23 protein-coding genes are annotated in these 17,755 nt (G+C 33.0%); 10 read left to right on the top strand and 13 right to left on the bottom strand.

Translation table 11 applies throughout. The annotated features are described in order from the left end of the window. The first annotated feature begins 6 nt into the window (after positions 1-6). The 10 genes from CVIC12175_RS07520 (at position 7) to CVIC12175_RS07475 (ending at position 6,532) form a co-directional block, all read left to right on the top strand. The gene (locus CVIC12175_RS07520; protein WP_086249260.1) at positions 7-552 is read left to right on the top strand and encodes a DJ-1 family glyoxalase III; all 546 of its coding nucleotides are present in this window, start codon (positions 7-9) and stop codon (positions 550-552) included. 133 nt (positions 553-685) lie between these two features. Further along, complete coding sequence (locus tag CVIC12175_RS07515) at positions 686-934, top strand: RNA recognition motif domain-containing protein (protein ID WP_236861067.1); 249 nt, start codon at positions 686-688, stop codon at positions 932-934. 110 nt (positions 935-1,044) lie between these two features. Next, positions 1,045-1,872 carry a polyphosphate kinase 2 gene (gene ppk2, locus CVIC12175_RS07510; RefSeq protein WP_086255897.1) on the top strand — a complete coding sequence of 276 codons (828 nt, stop codon included), beginning with the start codon at positions 1,045-1,047 and terminating at the stop codon, positions 1,870-1,872. A 45-nt stretch (positions 1,873-1,917) separates the two neighbouring features. Continuing rightward, complete coding sequence (locus CVIC12175_RS07505) at positions 1,918-2,394, top strand: 3-isopropylmalate dehydratase small subunit (protein WP_086232269.1); 477 nt, start codon at positions 1,918-1,920, stop codon at positions 2,392-2,394. An 8-nt stretch (positions 2,395-2,402) separates the two neighbouring features. After that, positions 2,403-3,473, top strand: coding sequence for a 3-isopropylmalate dehydrogenase (gene leuB / locus CVIC12175_RS07500; protein WP_086257226.1), 1,071 nt, complete (start codon positions 2,403-2,405; stop codon positions 3,471-3,473). Then, on the top strand, positions 3,470-3,721 hold the full coding sequence (locus tag CVIC12175_RS07495; RefSeq protein WP_086249256.1) for a hypothetical protein: 252 nt from the start codon (positions 3,470-3,472) through the stop codon (positions 3,719-3,721). Before leuB ends, CVIC12175_RS07495 begins: the two co-directional genes overlap by 4 nt. Further along, on the top strand, positions 3,718-4,206 hold the full coding sequence (locus tag CVIC12175_RS07490; RefSeq protein ID WP_086257227.1) for a CiaD-like domain-containing protein: 489 nt from the start codon (positions 3,718-3,720) through the stop codon (positions 4,204-4,206). Before CVIC12175_RS07495 ends, CVIC12175_RS07490 begins: the two co-directional genes overlap by 4 nt. Next, complete coding sequence (locus CVIC12175_RS07485) at positions 4,166-5,260, top strand: tRNA nucleotidyltransferase/poly(A) polymerase family protein (RefSeq protein WP_086316002.1); 1,095 nt, start codon at positions 4,166-4,168, stop codon at positions 5,258-5,260. Before CVIC12175_RS07490 ends, CVIC12175_RS07485 begins: the two co-directional genes overlap by 41 nt. Beyond that, a complete protein-coding gene (locus tag CVIC12175_RS07480) occupies positions 5,247-6,092 on the top strand; it encodes a Ppx/GppA phosphatase family protein (RefSeq protein ID WP_086316001.1) in 846 nt (281 codons plus the stop codon). Before CVIC12175_RS07485 ends, CVIC12175_RS07480 begins: the two co-directional genes overlap by 14 nt. After that, positions 6,089-6,532 carry a GatB/YqeY domain-containing protein gene (locus CVIC12175_RS07475; RefSeq protein WP_086257230.1) on the top strand — a complete coding sequence of 148 codons (444 nt, stop codon included), beginning with the start codon at positions 6,089-6,091 and terminating at the stop codon, positions 6,530-6,532. The genes CVIC12175_RS07480 and CVIC12175_RS07475 overlap by 4 nt, the downstream gene beginning before the upstream one ends. A gap of 28 nt (positions 6,533-6,560) precedes the next feature. On the opposite strand, the gene CVIC12175_RS07470 is transcribed toward CVIC12175_RS07475, so the two are convergent. The 13 genes from CVIC12175_RS07470 to CVIC12175_RS07415 all read right to left on the bottom strand — a co-directional run bounded on the left by CVIC12175_RS07470 (position 6,561) and on the right by CVIC12175_RS07415 (position 17,690). Next, positions 6,561-7,301 carry an SIMPL domain-containing protein gene (locus CVIC12175_RS07470; protein WP_086316000.1) on the bottom strand — a complete coding sequence of 247 codons (741 nt, stop codon included), beginning with the start codon at positions 7,299-7,301 and terminating at the stop codon, positions 6,561-6,563. A 100-nt stretch (positions 7,302-7,401) separates the two neighbouring features. Then, positions 7,402-8,829, bottom strand: a complete 1,428-nt coding sequence (locus CVIC12175_RS07465) for a type I restriction-modification system subunit M (protein WP_086315999.1) — start codon at positions 8,827-8,829, stop codon at positions 7,402-7,404. Beyond that, positions 8,826-9,998 carry a restriction endonuclease subunit S gene (locus CVIC12175_RS07460; protein WP_086315998.1) on the bottom strand — a complete coding sequence of 391 codons (1,173 nt, stop codon included), beginning with the start codon at positions 9,996-9,998 and terminating at the stop codon, positions 8,826-8,828. Before CVIC12175_RS07460 ends, CVIC12175_RS07465 begins: the two co-directional genes overlap by 4 nt. 112 nt (positions 9,999-10,110) lie before the next feature. Beyond that, positions 10,111-12,819, bottom strand: a complete 2,709-nt coding sequence (locus CVIC12175_RS07455; RefSeq protein ID WP_086315997.1) for a type I restriction endonuclease subunit R — start codon at positions 12,817-12,819, stop codon at positions 10,111-10,113. A gap of 667 nt (positions 12,820-13,486) precedes the next feature. Next, a complete protein-coding gene (gene ssb / locus CVIC12175_RS07450; protein WP_086257236.1) occupies positions 13,487-13,894 on the bottom strand; it encodes a single-stranded DNA-binding protein in 408 nt (135 codons plus the stop codon). A gap of 1 nt (position 13,895) precedes the next feature. After that, complete coding sequence (locus CVIC12175_RS07445; RefSeq protein WP_086257237.1) at positions 13,896-14,234, bottom strand: hypothetical protein; 339 nt, start codon at positions 14,232-14,234, stop codon at positions 13,896-13,898. Between the two features lie 11 nt (positions 14,235-14,245). Continuing rightward, positions 14,246-14,539 carry a hypothetical protein gene (locus CVIC12175_RS07440; RefSeq protein ID WP_086257239.1) on the bottom strand — a complete coding sequence of 98 codons (294 nt, stop codon included), beginning with the start codon at positions 14,537-14,539 and terminating at the stop codon, positions 14,246-14,248. Then, positions 14,529-15,347, bottom strand: coding sequence for a lambda-exonuclease family protein (locus CVIC12175_RS07435; protein WP_086257240.1), 819 nt, complete (start codon positions 15,345-15,347; stop codon positions 14,529-14,531). The genes CVIC12175_RS07440 and CVIC12175_RS07435 overlap by 11 nt, the downstream gene beginning before the upstream one ends. Beyond that, complete coding sequence (locus tag CVIC12175_RS07430) at positions 15,344-15,934, bottom strand: ERF family protein (RefSeq protein WP_086315996.1); 591 nt, start codon at positions 15,932-15,934, stop codon at positions 15,344-15,346. Before CVIC12175_RS07430 ends, CVIC12175_RS07435 begins: the two co-directional genes overlap by 4 nt. 1 nt (position 15,935) lies before the next feature. Beyond that, positions 15,936-16,196 (bottom strand): hypothetical protein, encoded by a 261-nt coding sequence (locus tag CVIC12175_RS07425; RefSeq protein WP_086257242.1) that lies wholly within the window; start codon positions 16,194-16,196, stop codon positions 15,936-15,938. An 11-nt stretch (positions 16,197-16,207) separates the two neighbouring features. Beyond that, the gene (locus CVIC12175_RS07420; protein WP_086315995.1) at positions 16,208-16,858 is read right to left on the bottom strand and encodes an antA/AntB antirepressor family protein; all 651 of its coding nucleotides are present in this window, start codon (positions 16,856-16,858) and stop codon (positions 16,208-16,210) included. A 133-nt stretch (positions 16,859-16,991) separates the two neighbouring features. Next, a complete protein-coding gene (locus tag CVIC12175_RS08560) occupies positions 16,992-17,147 on the bottom strand; it encodes a hypothetical protein (protein WP_192940151.1) in 156 nt (51 codons plus the stop codon). A gap of 360 nt (positions 17,148-17,507) precedes the next feature. Then, entirely contained in the window at positions 17,508-17,690 is a 183-nt protein-coding gene (locus tag CVIC12175_RS07415; RefSeq protein WP_086257244.1) for a hypothetical protein, read from the bottom strand. Positions 17,691-17,755: the final 65 nt, after the last annotated feature.

Genomic DNA, 17,755 nt, shown 5'->3' with positions numbered 1-17,755 from the left:
GATAAAATGGCAAAAGTAGCTGTAATGATGGCAGATGGCTTTGAAGAGATTGAGGCTTTAAGCGTAGTAGATATTTTACGCCGTGCTGATGTAGATGTAAGTATGGTATCGCTTAATAATAGCATTGAAGTTCAAGGCGCACATGGTGTTAGCTTAAAAGCTGATATAACATTTGATGAGTATGAGTTTAAAAATGCTGATATGATTGTCTTACCTGGCGGATTACCTGGTGCTGAACACTTAGCTAAAAGCCATAAACTTGGTCAAAAACTAAAAGAAGCAAAAGCAGATAATAAAAAATTAGCAGCTATCTGTGCAGCTCCATGGGCGCTTAGTAGTGCTGAGGTTTTAGGTAGTGAGTATACTTGCTATCCAGGATTTGAAGCTACTGTAAATCATACTGGATATAATCCAAATAAAAATGTAGTAGTAGATGGTAATATAATCACCTCTCGCGGTCCAGCTACTGCTATGGAATTTGCTTTAGAATTGGTAAAAGAGCTGTGTGGTGAGCAAAAATATAGTCAGATAAAATCTGGACTTTTATTCTAAATTGGTAAATTTGTAACATCAAAAGATAAAAATTTGCTAATTGTATCTTGATTTTAAATTTATTGTAGAATTTTTTTGAAATTTAGATATGATTAGTAATCGCATTTGCGTAAATAACAAAAAGGATGTTACTGTGTTAAACATATATGTAAGCAATCTACCATATCGTCTAAGCAATGAAGAGCTTAGAGATATTTTTGCTGCTTATGGAGAAGTAAGCAGAGTAAAAATAGTAAAAGACAAAGATACAAATCGCTCTAAAGGGTTTGGCTTTGTTGAGATGCCAAATGATGATGAGGGTAAAAGAGCAATAGCAGAGTTAAATGACAAAGATGTTGGCGGTAGAGCTCTTAGAGTCAATGAGGCAAGACCAAGAGAGTAGGATATATTCCTACTTTTTGGTTTGATTTATAACTTCAAAATATTTATATAGTAAGCCAAATTTTAATTAAATAATTATAAAATATTCAAATTTTAGATTATGGAGAACATATGCTAAATCAAGAAGAAGAATTTGTAACCATAAAGGTGAAAAAATCAAAATTAAAATATGAAGAAGAGCTAAAAAAACTTCAAATTGAGTTTTTGAAATTTCAAACTTATGTTAAAAAAGAGGGGCTAAAGGTTTTAATAATCTTTGAAGGGCGTGATGCATCAGGTAAAGGCGGCACAATCAAAAGATTAATAGAGCATACAAACCCAAGAGGATGTCGTGTAGTTGCTCTAGAAAAGCCAAGCGATGTAGAAAGAACTCAATGGTATTTTCAGCGTTATAGCGATCACTTACCAAGTGCTGGAGAGATAGTAATATTTGATAGGAGTTGGTATAATAGGGCTGGAGTTGAGCCTGTTATGGGATTTTGTACAAAAGAGGAGCATAGGGAGTTTTTACGCCAAGTTCCTAAATTTGAAGAGATGATAGTAAGCTCAGGGATTATTTTATTTAAGTTTTATTTCTCAGTATCAAAAGAGGAGCAAAAAAAACGCTTTAAAGAGCGTAAAAATGACCCATTAAAGCAGTATAAATTATCTCCAGTAGATGAGAAGAGCCAAGAATTATGGGATCAATATACAATTGCTAAATACTCAATGTTATTAGCTTCAAATACTCCATATGCGCCTTGGTCAATCATTGTAAGCAATGATAAGAAAAGGGCTAGAATAAATGTATTTAAACATATCCTAAGTAATGTAAATTATAGTGATAAAATCAGCCAAAAAGAGCTAAAAGTAGATAGTGAAATTTATAGAAGCGGTAGTGCTGAAATTCAAAAAATGGAAGAAAATTTTAATCAAGAACGCATTAAGGCTAGGGATTAAGGTTAATTTGCTATAATATAGCCTAAAAATTTATCAAGGAAAAATATGTCAAAAGTATGGAAATTTGGTGATAATATCGATACAGATGTAATAATAGCTGCTAGATACCTAAATACTAGCGACCCAGAGATTTTAGCTAAGTATGTAATGGAAGATGCAGACAAAGAATTTAGCTCTAAGGTTAAAGCTGGCGATTGCATTGTAGCGGGTGAAAACTTTGGTTGTGGAAGTAGCCGTGAGCACGCTCCAATTGCGATTAAAGCAGCTGGAATAAGTGTCGTCATTGCTAAATCATTTGCTAGAATTTTTTATAGAAACAGCTTTAATACCGGTCTTTTAATTTTAGAGTGCGCTCAAACTGATAGCATTAATGAAGGCGATGAATTAGAGATTGATTATAGTGGTGGAATTATTAAGAATTTAACTCAAAATTGCGAATACAAATTTGAGCCGATTCCAGAGTTTATGCAAGAGTTGGTTAAATCTGGTGGCCTAATCAATTATGCTAAAAGCACTCTATAAGGATAGTTATGAAAAGTTATAATATTTGCGTTATCAAAGGTGATGGCATAGGCCCAGAGATTGCTGATGAGGCGATAAAGGTTCTTGATAGTGTAAGTGCTAAATTTAATTTTAGTTTGAATTATGAGTATTTTTTAATGGGTGGGGCTGCAATTGATGTTTTTGGTGAGCCTCTACCTGATGAAACTCTAGATGGTGCTAGAAGAAGTGATGCGGTTCTTTTTGGTGCGATTGGTGGAGAGAAGTGGGATAATCTACCTAGACATCTACGCCCTGAGAGCGGTCTATTAAAGCTTAGAAAATCACTTAATGCATATGCGAATTTGCGTCCGGCTATGATTTATGATGAGCTAATCAATGCTTCAACTCTTAAAGCTGAGGTTATAAAGGGTGTAGATATCTTAGTTGTTAGAGAGCTAACTGGTGGATTATATTTTGGTCAGCCAAGAGAGAAGCTAGAAGATAGAGCTTATAATACAATGGCATATACAGTTAGCGAGATTGAAAGAATTGCTAAAATTGCCTTTGAAGCAGCTATGAAAAGACGCAAAAAAGTCTGTATGGTAGATAAAGCAAATGTATTAGAAACTAGTCAATTATGGCGTGAAGTAACTGCTAAAGTAGCACAAAACTATCCAGAAGTTACTTTAGAATATATGTATGTAGATAATGCAGCTATGCAGCTTGTAAGATACCCAACAGGATTTGATGTTATTTTGACTGAGAATTTATTTGGAGATATATTAAGCGATGAAGCAAGTATGGTATGTGGTTCTATCGGCTTACTTCCTAGTGCTTCTATGGGTGGAGATGTAGGTATATATGAGCCAATTCACGGAAGCGCTCCAGATATCGCAGGACAAGGGATTGCAAACCCGATTGCAATGATTCTCTCAGCTGCAATGATGTTAAGATATGCCTTAGGTGAAAATGATGCAGCAAACTGCATAGAAAACGCTATAAAAGCTGTATTAAAAGATGGATATAGAACCAAAGATATTGCTAAATTTGACGCAGTAGAGATCTGCACTACAAGCGAAATTGGCTCTATAATTAGCGATTATATCAAAAAACAATGAGAGGTACAATCACAGAGGCCTTGATTTATGAAAATCAAGGTTTAAGAGATGAGGCTTTAGAAGTTTATAAAAATATTTTAAAAAACGACCCAAGCAATCAAGAGGCGCGCTCGGCCATTAGAAGGTTAAGCGGCCTAAAGCGTAAAGATGGCGAAACAAACGAGCAGATGTTAGAGTTTTATCTAAATTTAAAAGAGGGCGATGCTGCTGGAATTAGAGAATTTAAAAGGTGGTTGATAAAAATATGAAATTAGAAGATATTGCAAAATTTACTATCAATGAGGTTAATGCCGAGCTACAAGGCACAAGTGATGCTGTGGCAAAAAATGGGTTTATAGTAGAAGAAGCTAATGAATATACGCCAAACGATTTTGCTAAAAAAGAGCCAGCAAAGAGCGAATTTGAATTGGTAAAAGAGCCAACTATCCAAATAAATCAAGCACCAATCAGACAAACTCCAGAGCCAGTTAAACAAAATAACGCTACGCAAATTAAAGAGATTTTAGCTGCTAAGGTAGCCTCTATTGATAATATGGATAAAACAAATGATGAGCATATAGGCTCTAGTGAAATGCTGTATCTACAAGGGCTTAAGGAGAAAATTGGGGTTTTATTTGAAGGGCTAAACAGTGCAGATGATAGCAATAGCGAGTTTAGGCTAGATATGACAATTAAATTTTTGGAATTTGCACTTGCTAGTATCGAAAATAGGCTATCAAATATCTCAAAATAGCGATTTTGATGAACTTAAAAATTTACTTTTAAACTATACAAAACGAGCCTATTTAGTTGGTGGATCAGTACGAGATGCGTTTTTAGGTATAAAATCAAAAGATTATGATATTGAAATTTATGATATAGAACCAGCTAAATTTGACTCTTTAATGCAAGAGTGTGGCGCTATAGGCGTTGGCAAAAGTTACTTTGTCTATAAGTTGAAAAATTATGATTTGAGCCTACCAAGAACTGAGTCTAAAAGCGGATATGGTCATAAGGGTTTTAGTGTAGAGTATTGCAATGATGAGCGTCTAGCTAGCTTACGGCGTGATTTTACTATTAATTCAATTATGGTAAATATCTTTACTGGAGAGGTATTGGATTTTTGGGGTGGAATTGCTGATTTAGAAGCTAAAAAGCTTAGAATTACAAATGAAAAAAGCTTTAGCGATGATAGCCTTAGAGTTTTGCGTGGAGTTCAATTTGTTTCTAGGTTTAATCTAACTTGTGATTTAAAAAGCTTAGAGATTATGAAAGCAATTAATATAGATGATTTAAGTGCAAATAGAGTATATATGGAGCTTGAAAAGTTTTTTGTAGCTAAATTTAAGATTCAAGGGCTTAATCTATTAAAGCTACTTAATCTTGATAAAAAACTTTTTGGGGTTGAGTTTGATGAGGGATTTACTAGATTAATCAATAGTAAAATTTGCGTCAATAAAGCTTCGTTTTTATACTATCTTATAAATTACTACTATATTGATGGCAAATCTCTTATCTCTAGACTTGCTTTGCCAAATTGCTATTCTATATCTTATAAACAGCCATTTTTAAGGCGAGTAAGTAAATTTGAACTACTTAAAATCGCCCTTGATATGCCGCTTTGTCAGTGGCTTGGACTTGATAGTAAAAGACGCATAAAGATGGCGCAAGCGCTTGGAATTTATGAACATAAATTTAGCCCAAATATCGATACTAGCGCTATTTTGTGTGTTGGCAAGGCTTATGGCGATGAGCTAAAACGACTTAGAATTCAAGCTATAAAGGATTATTTAAATGGTTGCAATTGATCTTGGAAGCAATACAATCAGAGCTTGTAAAATGGAGTTGCTTAGTAGTGGTTTGTTTGAGTGCGTTTATAGCTTTGAGCGTATTGTTGGTTCAGCTCGTGGGCTAAGCCATACTGGATTAGCCACAGATGCTATAGAGCGCATTAGAACAGCAGTGGCTCAGCTTTGTGCTGAGGCGTCATTTAGCTCTAGTATCGCAGTTGCGACTGAAGCTTTTAGACAAGCAGCAAATTCGGCTGAATTTTTTAGGCAAATTAGGGCTGAATTTGGTATTGAATTTAATATTATTAGTGGTGAAGTTGAAGCATATTTAACCCGTTTAGGTGTAGAAAATCGTGCTAAAATTTTAAATCTTAATCTAAAAGATTCTCTTTTAATCGATCTTGGTGGAGCTAGTACAGAGATTAGTTTTGGCAAGGTAAGTCGTAGTTTTAGCTTTGGGATTATCACAGCTCTTGAGAGTGATAAGAGGGCTGAGATATCAATGGCTATGGAGTTTATTAAGCAGTTTAAATTCAACAATATTATTTTAACTTCTGGCGTACCTACAACAGTCGCAGCGCTTAAGCAAGGGTTAAATTATGCTAATTATAGAGCAGATTTGATAAATGGAGTGCAGATTAAAAATACAGATTTAAACTGGGCGGCAAATTTGCTAAAAACTACACCAAATAAAGATGAGCTAGTAGGTAAAAATCGTGCCGATTTGATTGTTAAAGGGTGTGAGATTTTATCAAATTTAGTAGGGTTTAGCCCGTGTATAGTGATTGATGATGGTTTGCGAGAGGGTCTTTTTATAGCAAAAAAATTAAATTTAAAGGAGATAAAATGAGCGTAAAAGCACAAATTTTAAATGATATAAAAGTAGCGATGAAAGCTGGAAATAGTTTTGAAAGAGATACATTGCGTATGATAAACTCTGCTTTTAAGCAAATTGAAGTTGATGAGAGAATAGAGCTAGATGATGCTAGAATTTTTACTATTTTGCAAAGCGAGATTAAGCGTCGCAATGAATCAGCTACGCAGTATAAAAATGGAGGCAGAGACGACCTAGCCCAAAAAGAACTAGGCGAGATAGAGATTATCTCTAGATATCTACCAAAACAGCTTAGCGATGAGGAATTAAATGCTAAAATATCAGAACTAATCGCTCAAAATGGTTTAAATGGGATTAAAGATTTAGGCTTATTGATGAAATTAGCCAAAGATGCTATTGGCTCAGCGTGCGATGGTAGGCGTATGAGCGAAGCTGCCAAAAAGGCACTTTCATAGTTTAAATTCGCCCCATTTAGGGGCTTTATTATTTGCAGTTATATGTGGCTGTTGCTGATAGGGTTTGGCTCTGTTTAGACTCTATTGGCGTTTGGGTTGATTTTAGGTTTGCATATACTGCTGGGTGGCTAGTTCCAGTAAAATCAACACTATTTAATACACAATTTTTACCAAGCTCATTTGAGTAAAGCTGTGCTTTTTGTATAGCGCTATTTAATACCTTAATGTGTAGTAGCTCATTATTTTGTGTTGATATGGCATTTGATACTGATGGAGTTATGGCTGGTAGATTAATGCTTATAAACTCATTGTTTTTTAATAGCGTATTTAATTGAGTAATTAAGTTATCATATCTATCAATGCTATTTTTATCAAATTTACATCCAATATCAAAGTTTATAAGCTGTCCGGTGATGATTCTAGCGCCATCGTTGTAGCTATAGCTTGGATTTATTGAGTAGGTAGAAGCTTTACAAATTTGACTATCTTTAGCTAATTTTAACGCCTTATCAAGTGTAGCAGTGATAATTTCTAGCTCATTTGGAGCTATTTGGGCTTTGGTGCGTAAAGCATTTGTAGATTCTAAGCTAATATTTGCACTAAATTGATCTGGGATAAACTCCACGCTCTGTGTAATTGTGCGATTAAATTTAAGCTCTTTATTGCTAAACTGATCTTGAGATAAAAACTTAGCATCAAAAACAACACCAGCAATAAAAATAATAAGCACAATAAGCGCAAAAAGTGATTTAAAAAGAAGATTTAACATATATATCCTTATTTTTAAAATAATTTAGTATTTTACAACAGATAATATAATGCTAAGTAAAGAGCTAAAAAGTTAAAATTTGCTCTTTACTTTATTATTTTTAAACCTTAATCTGCTCAAGCTCGCCCAGCGCCGCAGTGATATCTGCTTTTATCTCTTCTAATATCTCATCTGGACTTGCTATATTTTCGCTATTTATTACGCTTTGTTCTTTTATCCACGATATATCGAGGTTTGTTTTATCTCGCTTTAATATCTCATCTATGTTAAAGCATTTAAATCTCTCACTTTGTTTTCTTTGAGCTAGATTATCGCCATAGCATTGGATAAAATCAGTCAAACTCTCATCATTTAGTGGATTTTCTACAAGAGTAAAATTTTGATTTGTCCTTAGATCATATACCCATACTTGAGTAGTTTTAGGCTCATTATTTGGAGTTAATTTATCAAAAAATAGCACATTTGCTTTTACTCCCTGTGCGTAAAAAATCCCAGTAGGCAGACGCAAAATCGTATGTAGATTAAAATCCTTTAAAAGTCGTTGCCTCACTTTCTCGCCAGCTCCACCTTCAAACAGCACATTATCAGGCAGAACAACAGCTGCTTTGCCACCAATTTTTAACACGCTCATTATATGTTGCAAAAAATTTATCTGTTTATTAGAAGTGCTTACTATGAAATCATCTCTTTCATAGCTTTCGCTTTGAGTATTTACGCTACCATCATCACCCATAATTTTTGTAGATGATTTTTTGCCAAAGGGTGGATTTGTCAGCACCATATCGTATCTTTGATCGCCTAGACTTAAAAGACTATCGCTTGTTTTTACTGGACTCTCATCACCGCCTATATCATGTAAATATAAATTCATCGCACATAGACTAGTAACTAGTGGCGAAATATCGGTGCCACTTAGTGCTTTTGTTTTTAGATTTTCTAGCTTGGTTTTATCTTTACTACTAGCCCTCATATACTCATACGCTTCTAGCAAAAATCCGCCAGTTCCACACGCCGGGTCATTTATGCTCATACCAATTTGTGGCTTCATCACGCTTACTATGGCTTTAATTATCGCTCTTGGGGTAAAATATTGTCCCGCTCCGCCTTTGGTTTCGGTGGCGTTTTTTTGTAATAACCCTTCATAAATCGCCCCTTTGATATCTACATCTAAGCCTAGCCAAGTTTCATTATCTATCAAGCTTACTAGCCGTTTTAGTTTGGCTGGTTCGTTGATTTTATTTTGAGCTTTTTGGTATATAGTGCCTACTATGCCACTTTGCTTTGATAGAGTGTTTAAGGCATTGGTGTAAGCAGTTTCTAGCTCACTTCCATCTAAATTTGAGAAATTTTGCCATTTGCAATGAGAAGGCAAAAGCGACGCAATGCCCAAAAATTTCTCTCTCTCATCATCCATTTTTAAAAATAGCAAATAGGTAATTTGGCTTACATAATCTGTATAGCTAACTCCACTATCTCTTAATATACTAGCGTAATTCCATACCTTACCTATCAATGCACTTTCACTCATATTTCACTCCTTAACTCTCCACTAAATGCTTTTTTTAATATACTTTGTTTTAAGTTTTTAGCATTTTGAATGCTTTTATCTATCAAATTTAGAGTTTTATCCACTATTGCAAATCTCCTATCTATCTCAGCCACTATTAAATTTTGCTCTGATAATGGCGGGAGTGGGATTTCAAAATTTTCTAAAAAATTGATTTGTAAATTTTTTACAGTTGAGCCAACAGCCAAATTTGAAAGTTTTGAATATGTATCGCTACTACTAAAAAAATAAAAAACATAATCCTTTGAAATTTGAATTTTTGGTTCAAAAATCAACCAACCATCATGAACAGCCCCATTTATTTTAGAAATATATGGTCTGCCAAAACTCATTGAATTTGTTAAAAGCAAATCTCCTGCTTTGACGGCTCTACTTTTTTTTAATCCACTTGCTAAAATTTTTTGTTTTGTATGTGTAATATATTTTGAACCAGTTTCAATATCACCGATTTTTATCCAATTTATTCCATTTTTATCATCTGTTAAATAGCTTTTAATAGGGCGTGGAGAACCACCACGAACAATATTGAAAATTTCCCCTAGTTTTTTGACTTCCCAGTTGGTGGGTGAAGTGCTAGGTAGCAAATCGCCATTAAACGCAGATTTAAGCACACTTTGTTTATAAAGTTTTAGATTTTCTTTTGCATTTATTAGATTGGTTATAGCATTTTCAATTTTTGCAAAACTATCATCTAACTTATCCGCAATAGCCTTTTGCTCTGTCAAATTTGGCAAAGGAATTTCGCACTCGTTGAATAGTTTTTTGTTTAGGTGCGGGATAGCAGAACCTACTTTTGAATTTTTAAATTTTAAACTTACAAAATTCATAAAAAAAATAAAATAATCAAAATTCACATTATCTGATAATTTTAATATGCGAAATGTGCTACCTAAGTATCCTTTTGTTTTAACTTTAAAAACTTCACCTGAATTTTCACCATCAACTAAAATTACAGCTTGATTTTTTTCTACAACTATGCCCTTTTCTTTTATATCTGCATTTTTTAAATTTCTTAAAAATTTTACCTCCAAATAAGGTAATTCACCACAATTTTCTATTTTACCTTTGTCTAATATACAAATTTCCCCCAGTTTTTTGACTTCCCAGCCTTTTGGTATTTTATTCATCATTTTGCACTACTTCTAAATTTATCAATTATAAAATCTTTTAATTTCCAATTAAAATTTTTATAGGTTGCACAATTTATATGATTAAATTTTTTTAACATAATTACCCTTTATTTTACGCCACTAAGGTTTGATTTAATTCTACTAGTAAATTCTCAAAGTTATCAAAAAGCGTTTTAGCTTTAAAAATCCCACCCTTATCGCCTAAAAAGTTCTGTATATCGGTCAAATCGAGATAAGAATTGCTTATTATATAGTCTTTTATAAGTTCTAAAAACTCGTTTTGTTTTTCATCAAATATTATGCCCTTGTTCTTTTGTCTGCCTTTCCATAGTTCAAATCTAGAATTTGCTATGCTACTAAACTCCCTAAGCTCATCATCAAAACCTAGAGCAAATTTGACTAATTGTATGATATTTGTAAGACGCTCCACAGTACTTTTGGCGTTATTTTTCACTTTGTCTGGTTTGATTAAAGCGTAAGAATTCCATATTTGAAAACTATCTAGATTGTTAGATTTTAGCTTGTCGTTTAGTTCGTTTATTAACTCATAAGTAAGTTTTCTATTTTTATAATCTTTATTATAGATTATGCTTAGAGCTGTGATCTCATCTTTATTTTCATTGATAAAATCATTAAAATTTGCGATTATTTCATTTGCTTTGTTTTTATTAAATTCCGCATTTATCACAGTATCAGGTGAAATATCATCTATATAGAGTTTTGATTTTTGTGATAGATCTAGTAACATTTTACGAAATATAGGCTTATTAAATGGTTTTAAAACTTCATCTTTTTTGGCTATGATTTCATCATTGTTTAAGTTTTGTGTAAGATCTACATCTAAGGTATCTAAAATATCACTAGCGAGTTGCCCTAGTGTTTTTGAATCTAGTATTTTTGAAATTTGAGTTTTGTCATCATCGCTGATATTGGCTTCTATTCGTGCTAGGCGTCCAGCAAGACTAGAGAGTGTATTATCGCTAGTATCGCCATTGGCAACATTTTCTAAGATTTTAGCTAGACTTATACCTTTTTTGCGTTCAAGTGGTGCTGAAATTGTTTTTTTGCTTTCGCTTACACCTACGGCATCTATGAGATAGAATTTATCTTTGCTTTTAGCATTTGGTGTGATAGTTTGTAAATCATTAGGGTTTATGGTGCGAACGCCTCTACCTTTCATCTGTTCGTAATATAAAGATGACTTTACATCGCGCATAAAAATCACCACTTCAAGTGGCTTAATATCTGTACCTGTAGCTATCATATCCACAGTAACTGCTATGCGAAAAGTCGGATCTGTTTTAAAGGCTTTTATTAGTTCTTCTGGTTTTGCGTTGCCGATATTATATGTAATTTTTTTGCAAAAATCATTACCTTGCCCAAAAACTTCTCTAGTTATGCGAGTGATATTTTCAGCGTGATTATCATCTTTAGCAAATATAAGAGTTTTTGGTACAAAGCTAGGCTCACGCTCTGGATAAAGCTCGGTAAAAATAGCTTCTTTGTAGCATTCTAAAATAGTTTGAATTTGATTTATAGATACTACGGAGCGATCTAGGTCTGTTTTTTGATATTCTAAATTTTCATCTAGGTTTTCATAGTATTTTAATCTAGTTTTTTTGTCCATCACAGGCACCAAAAAGCCTTTTTGGATAGTGTTTCCGTATTCGCTGATTTGAGTTTTGATGCGAAAAATTTCACAATCAACATTTATACCATCTATAATAGAGCGCTCTAGCGGGTATTGACTAACTAAATTCGCACCAAAATATCCTAAAGTCTGCTTAGATGGAGTGGCAGTAAGTCCGATGATAAAGGCGTCAAAATACTCTAAAACCTGTCTCCACTCGCCATAAATACTTCTATGGCATTCATCAACTACGATAAAATCAAAACTCTCAATAGGGATATTTGGATTATAGCTTACTATTCGTTCGCTCTTATTTTCGCTTTTATAGTTTTCATAGGCTGAAATTTCTTCATCTTTTTCATCATAGTATTCATCGCCACTAAGCATAGAATACATACGCTGAATAGTGGTGATAACGACTTTTGCATCTTTGTCTATGATATTTGTATTAAGATGTTGAGTTATATAAACTTCACTAAATTTGCGATTTTCATCATTTAGGTGAAAATTTTCAAATTCATTTTTGGTTTGTTTGCCAAGATTGTTTCTATCTACTAAAAATAACACCCTTTTTGCACCACCAAATTTAATAAGGCGATAGATAAAATTACATGCTGTAAAGGTTTTGCCAGAACCGGTTGCCATTTGGATTAAGGCTCTTGGTTTATAATTTTTAAGGGAGTTTTCTAGTGAATTTATGGCATCAAATTGACACTTTCTAAGGTTTGCCATTTGTAGGCTCGGCATAGATGAAATTCTATTTCTTAAAGTATCTTCTCTGAGAATTTTTGCTAAAAAATCAGGGCGATAGAATGCAAAAATTCGTCTAGAACGGCTTTTTATATCGCGTAAATCAGTAAAATAAATCTCAGTACCATTGCTTTCAAATAAAAATGGCAACTCATTATCCATATGAGTGCGGACATTTGTAGGTAAATTTTTAGCATAATGACGTGATTGATTTTCTACACCGCTTAGACTAAGACCAGCTTTTTTAGCTTCTATAACGCCGCAAGCTTTGCCATCTATAAAGATAAGATAATCAGCAAAACTACCATCGCTCATAGCAAACTCACGAACTACAACGCCAAGATTTGCGGTGCGATCAAACTCATCTCTATTTTGCACGATAAACCCAGCTTTAATAAGTAAGGTATCGATATTTTGTCTAGATTTTTGCTCTGGTGTCATTTAAATTTCCTATAAATTTAACTTAACTCAATAGAGTTTTTAGTTTTTTATTTTGCAATAGCTCTTATTAATTTTAATAAACTTTGATAGATATTTTTTTATTTTATTGAATCTAAATTCACGCTTTACTTTGCAATGCTAAGTGCGATAAAAATTATCTCTTTTTATACCTTTAAACTTGCTTAATTTATATTTAATACAATTTTAAAAAGTTTTAAGTTTTATTGTAGCTATAATTATTAAAAACTCATTTATACCTTTTTGTATCTTAGCAGTTTTGGTAATAGTTGGCTTTATGCAGTATTTTGCTAAATGCGTAATCTATATTTTATATACAGTTATATTGCTCATAGCAAATTTGCGATAAAGCCAATAAATATAAGATTGCTTTACTTTGTTGCCATTAAATTAAAATAATTGAAATAAGGCGATAGCAAAAAACTTAAAAACTAGTTAAATATGGTTTTAAAGTGTGTTTTAAATATTAAGAAAAGTGTTAAAAGATGGTGCCTAGGGGGAGACTTGAATATATATTATTAAATGGTGGTTATATAGTTATTTGGTGGGTTGGTTAAGGTTTGTATCCTTAACCTTTTCCTTAACCCTTTGTAAAATCACCTTAGAAAATATATAGCGATTTATACTTTCTAGGTTTTTGTAAATTTAGCTAAAATGGGATTTCATCGTAGCTTTCATTATGGCTTTGATTATTATTTGTATTTGGGCTATTGTCGGTTTGATTTGCCCCTGCGTTTTGTCCGCTTAGCATCTCCATACTCTCTACTATCACTAAGTGTTTGGAGCGATTTTGGCCGTTTTGGTCTTTCCAAGTATCATACTTTAGTCTTCCTTCTATTAAGACTTTGCTACCTTTATTTAGATATTGGTTTGCTATTTCGGCTTGACGGCCAAAAAAGGTAATATCTATAAATAGAACTTCTTCGCTCATATCGCCATTTTGGTTTTTGAATTTTCTATTGACTGCTATAGTTGTATTTGCTATTGTGATATTGCTATTGCTTTTTAGAGTTATATCTTTACTTAAATTACCAGTTAAAATAACTTTGTTAAACATTTTATTCTCCTTTTATATGTGAGATTAGCTTTTTGGCTATGGTTTTGATTTGTATTAGTGAGTTTAGCTCTATTGCTTTTTGTAGCTCATTAGCTAGATTGTTAAGCTCATTAGAGTATTCTCTAAGATTACTTAATTGTAATTTCAATTCTAAATTTTTGCTATTTGTCTGTCTAGAATTAAAATAGTTATCTAATAAATCGCAATATTTTTTCATAGTTACGATATATTTTTCATCGCTTAAATTAAGCTTTTTAGAGCCTTGATGATACTTTTTGACTTCGGCTCTTTCTTCATTGATAAAATCCGTTTTAAGCTGTTTTAGGCTTGGATAGCTCATTATTTAAATCCTTATTCTTTTTCTAAATTTAGAGTGTAGCCATTTTCGGCACAAAGGCACTCTATAAACGCTATATGCTTTAAAAAGTCAAGCTCATTTAGCTTTTTGTAGCTAAATGGCTCTTGATTTTTGTCTTTTGGATACTCATCATCAATTGTTTTTAAAATCTTTTTAAGAGCGTTACGGCTTAGATACCTTGGTTTGATAGCTATTTTCAACGCTCCTACTTTTAAAAATGGGATTTTTTGGACTTCTTTAAGCACTACGCCGTGGATAAAACGATTAAAATCACTACTAATTCGCAACTCTAACGCCCCAACTCTCGCTTGATTTATAATATTTTTCTGGGATTTCTAAGTTCTCATCAGCTAAAAATGATTTATAATCGGCCGTTTTGCGTGTGGTTTTGTAAATTGTAACTCCAAAGGCGGAAAACTCCTTGCCGTCAGCTTTTTTTATAGCTTCTTTTTTGAGCTTTTCTATTTTCTCATCTAGTAATTTTTTTTCATCATTTAATTTTAAAAGCTCATCGCATAGGCTCTCCCAACCATAATTATCAGCATTTAGATAATCTTTTTCGAATTTATCCCACGCTTTTTTGATTTTATCTATAGTTTTATCATCTCTACTGACTTCTATATGAGATATTGATAGCTCGAAGTTATCATCTATATAGCCCACTGCGTAGATACAACGCTTTAAATTACTTACATAGAATTGGTGCTGGATTTGATAGTAGTATTTGTCGCTTGGTTTTTTATGCTTCTCTAAATACTCTAATTCTGATTTTGAAAATTTAATCTCACAAAATGTATCACCATCAACGCCATCTAAACTAGCTGAAAATCTATCGTCATCATCGCTAAGCATTACCATAGGCTTTAAATTTAGATTAAAGATTTCATTTATTTTATCTCTTATCATAGGCTCATAAGCTTGGCCTTGTCTCATAGCTTCATTTTGATAGACTGTTATATCGCCTTTTTTGATTTTGGCTAATTGATAAGATTTATTAAAGCCTACGCCCATAATATCAGGCGTCTCACTAGCGTTAAATTTAGTTCTGCGATATTCTAGCCACTCTTTTGAGCCTTGGATTAAATCTACTATCATTTTGCTTCTCCTTTGTTTTGATTAAGTTTTTTAGTTAGCATTGAAAAAGCCTTGTCATAAGGCACATTATCTATAGAATAGACTTTAAAGAAGTCTAAAAACTTGTTTAAATCGGTGTTTGTGGCTTCTAAAAGCTCTGTTATATCTCTTTTTTGCTCTAGTGTTAGCGTTGGGGTTTGCTTTTGATTTTTGCTAGGCTCTTTATCGTGTGTGTTTGTAGAGTCTGCGTCTTTAGTATCATCAATAGCAAAAAGCCCATTTAAAGCGTATTTTCTAGCGTAACTTGATGAGCTTCCTGTGATTTGGCTCTCGTCCATACCTTTTTTATTCTCTGGCTCTCTAGCTAGGGCTGAAACGCTTAGTTTATCGCCTTTTTCATTGACAATGGTAGCGGTGGCTTTGATATAATATCTATCGCCGATGATAACTAATTCATCATTTAATAATACTACACATTTATACTTTTCTTGAAGTGGTTTTAAGGCTTCTACTATGTCTTCGCAACTTCTATATTGATAGCCACCAAATTTGTTAAATTGAGTTTTTGGGGCTTTTAGCTCCGTTTGGATTTTAAGTAATTCTAGCATTTTATGCTCCTATCTTTTGTAGTTTTTTATCTAAATTTGCTAAGATTTCATCTCTATTTGTTAGTTTATAGATATAATCTTTGCCGCTAGGTGTTTTAACCATTTTAGAGTCTATTTGCCAAGTTGGATTTTGCTCTTTGATGGCATATATATGACCGCTAAGGCGTGATATAAATCTTCTTAGGCACTCATTGCGTGTGATTTGACCTATTGTCAAAAGCCTATTCATAATCCACTCTCTTTGATTAAGAAGTTTTTCCATTGTGTGTCCTTTTATTGATTTTTTAATAAATGTAAATTACTCATAAACTCATCACTAGCTCTTTTTAAAGCATCATTGATGATTTTATCTCTTGAGCTATTGATAGCATATATCACGCCATCAGCCAAAGCTCTTTTAAAGAGCCACTCAAGCTTTTTTAAAAGCTCTTCATCATTGCTTAGACTTTTAGCTTCATTTTCGGCGATAGTGAGTTTAGTTTTTAATAGCTCGATTTTCTTGCCCTGTTTGGTTAATTGAGCTTTGTAGCCGTTGATTTGCTTTGCGTGGTATCTCTCTTTACTCATAGCGATAGCTTCTAAATTTGCTATGCGGTTTGTTTGTTCTATTGCTTTAAGGCGTGTTAGTCTTTTTTCGCACTCTATAAAGTAACGTCTTGCTTCTTTGCCACGCTCATTATTTTCTACCATACAAAGCTCTTTAGCCATATCAAGAGTGATAAAATACTCTTTGCGTGGTCGCTTTCCTGTGTAAGTGGTTTGAATAATGTAGTCTTGATTTTCAGTAAAGCTGTATTTGTTTATTCTTCTAGTTATCCAGTCGGCAAATTTTGTATCAACCGCTAGGAATTTAAAAAGAATTTCCGCATTAGTTGGAAAAGCACCTTGTAACTCTGTTATTGGAAATGTTAAAGATAGTTGCATTCGCTTACCTTTCTGTAATTAATTGATAAGCGAATGATTACATATAGTTACTTAAAATATACTTAATGATAACTATATGCTTACTAAATTGTAAGAAAATGTATTTTTCTCAAAAATGAGAGAAATCAAATTACTATTTTTTTTCAGTCTTTATATCATTGATAATTAGATTTATGATGTATTGCGTGGTATTTATACCGAGTTCATCAGCTTTTTTATCTACTATTTCTTTTAACTTCGCACTCATTGTTAGCATTATCCTTTGTGCTGTCTCTTTTTCTTCTGCCATTACTGCTCCTTATTGATATTTTTATCATTTTTGATTTTATCGTTTAAAAGTCTTAGTTTATTCCCTAGGGCTAAATTTTGGCTTTTGTTGTGGCTAAATGTTTTCATCACTCATTATTTAAATCCTTGTCTAAATTTAGAGTGTAGCCATTTTGGGCACAAAGGCACTCTATAAACGCTATATGCTTTAAAAAGTCTTTGTAAAGTTAAAGTTTGCATAAATTCCCCTTTGTTGCGATTTTGCAATTTAGGGGAATTGTTTATTTTAAATTAGTGTTGCAACTTTGATTTAAATTTGTTGTGTGCGTAAATCGCTGCTACGGCTGAGATGACAACCATAACCGCTCCAAAAATTAAAAGCTCATTCATCGTTTGCTCCTTTTGCTTTTAATTCAGCGTAACCAGCTAAAAGCATAACTGCTATACCCTCAGCTATCGCCCAATAAGCTTTCGCTTCGCCGTCTGCAAACTGCAAGGCAAAAGCACCATTTACAAAAATGCCTAACCCAATATTTCGTATTGTGCTAAAAATCAGTCTTAACATTCTTTACATTTTAGCAAACTAATCTAAATTTAACAATTCCACCTAAAAGAACAAAACCTTAATAT

This window comes from Campylobacter vicugnae (assembly GCF_002139875.1).
GTDB classification, from domain to species: Bacteria; Campylobacterota; Campylobacteria; order Campylobacterales; family Campylobacteraceae; genus Campylobacter; species Campylobacter vicugnae.
The sequence above is the reverse complement of the archived record's forward strand: the minus strand, read 5'-3'. Positions and strand labels throughout refer to the sequence as shown.

Bases quoted from the DNA above. Each gene is read 5' to 3' on its own strand.
- CVIC12175_RS07520 (WP_086249260.1), top strand. From the start codon at position 7: ATGGCAAAAGTAGCTGTAATGATGGCAGATGGCTTTGAAGAGATTGAG.
- ppk2 (WP_086255897.1), top strand. From the start codon at position 1,045: ATGCTAAATCAAGAAGAAGAATTTGTAACCATAAAGGTGAAAAAATCA.
- CVIC12175_RS07505 (WP_086232269.1), top strand. From the start codon at position 1,918: ATGTCAAAAGTATGGAAATTTGGTGATAATATCGATACAGATGTAATA.
- leuB (WP_086257226.1), top strand. From the start codon at position 2,403: ATGAAAAGTTATAATATTTGCGTTATCAAAGGTGATGGCATAGGCCCA.
- CVIC12175_RS07495 (WP_086249256.1), top strand. From the start codon at position 3,470: ATGAGAGGTACAATCACAGAGGCCTTGATTTATGAAAATCAAGGTTTA.
- CVIC12175_RS07490 (WP_086257227.1), top strand. From the start codon at position 3,718: ATGAAATTAGAAGATATTGCAAAATTTACTATCAATGAGGTTAATGCC.
- CVIC12175_RS07480 (WP_086316001.1), top strand. From the start codon at position 5,247: ATGGTTGCAATTGATCTTGGAAGCAATACAATCAGAGCTTGTAAAATG.
- CVIC12175_RS07475 (WP_086257230.1), top strand. From the start codon at position 6,089: ATGAGCGTAAAAGCACAAATTTTAAATGATATAAAAGTAGCGATGAAA.
- CVIC12175_RS07470 (WP_086316000.1), bottom strand. From the start codon at position 7,301: ATGTTAAATCTTCTTTTTAAATCACTTTTTGCGCTTATTGTGCTTATT.
- CVIC12175_RS07465 (WP_086315999.1), bottom strand. From the start codon at position 8,829: ATGAGTGAAAGTGCATTGATAGGTAAGGTATGGAATTACGCTAGTATA.
- CVIC12175_RS07460 (WP_086315998.1), bottom strand. From the start codon at position 9,998: ATGATGAATAAAATACCAAAAGGCTGGGAAGTCAAAAAACTGGGGGAA.
- CVIC12175_RS07455 (WP_086315997.1), bottom strand. From the start codon at position 12,819: ATGACACCAGAGCAAAAATCTAGACAAAATATCGATACCTTACTTATT.
- ssb (WP_086257236.1), bottom strand. From the start codon at position 13,894: ATGTTTAACAAAGTTATTTTAACTGGTAATTTAAGTAAAGATATAACT.
- CVIC12175_RS07445 (WP_086257237.1), bottom strand. From the start codon at position 14,234: ATGAGCTATCCAAGCCTAAAACAGCTTAAAACGGATTTTATCAATGAA.
- CVIC12175_RS07435 (WP_086257240.1), bottom strand. From the start codon at position 15,347: ATGATAGTAGATTTAATCCAAGGCTCAAAAGAGTGGCTAGAATATCGC.
- CVIC12175_RS07430 (WP_086315996.1), bottom strand. From the start codon at position 15,934: ATGCTAGAATTACTTAAAATCCAAACGGAGCTAAAAGCCCCAAAAACT.
- CVIC12175_RS07425 (WP_086257242.1), bottom strand. From the start codon at position 16,196: ATGGAAAAACTTCTTAATCAAAGAGAGTGGATTATGAATAGGCTTTTG.
- CVIC12175_RS07420 (WP_086315995.1), bottom strand. From the start codon at position 16,858: ATGCAACTATCTTTAACATTTCCAATAACAGAGTTACAAGGTGCTTTT.
- CVIC12175_RS08560 (WP_192940151.1), bottom strand. From the start codon at position 17,147: ATGGCAGAAGAAAAAGAGACAGCACAAAGGATAATGCTAACAATGAGT.
- CVIC12175_RS07415 (WP_086257244.1), bottom strand. From the start codon at position 17,690: ATGTTAAGACTGATTTTTAGCACAATACGAAATATTGGGTTAGGCATT.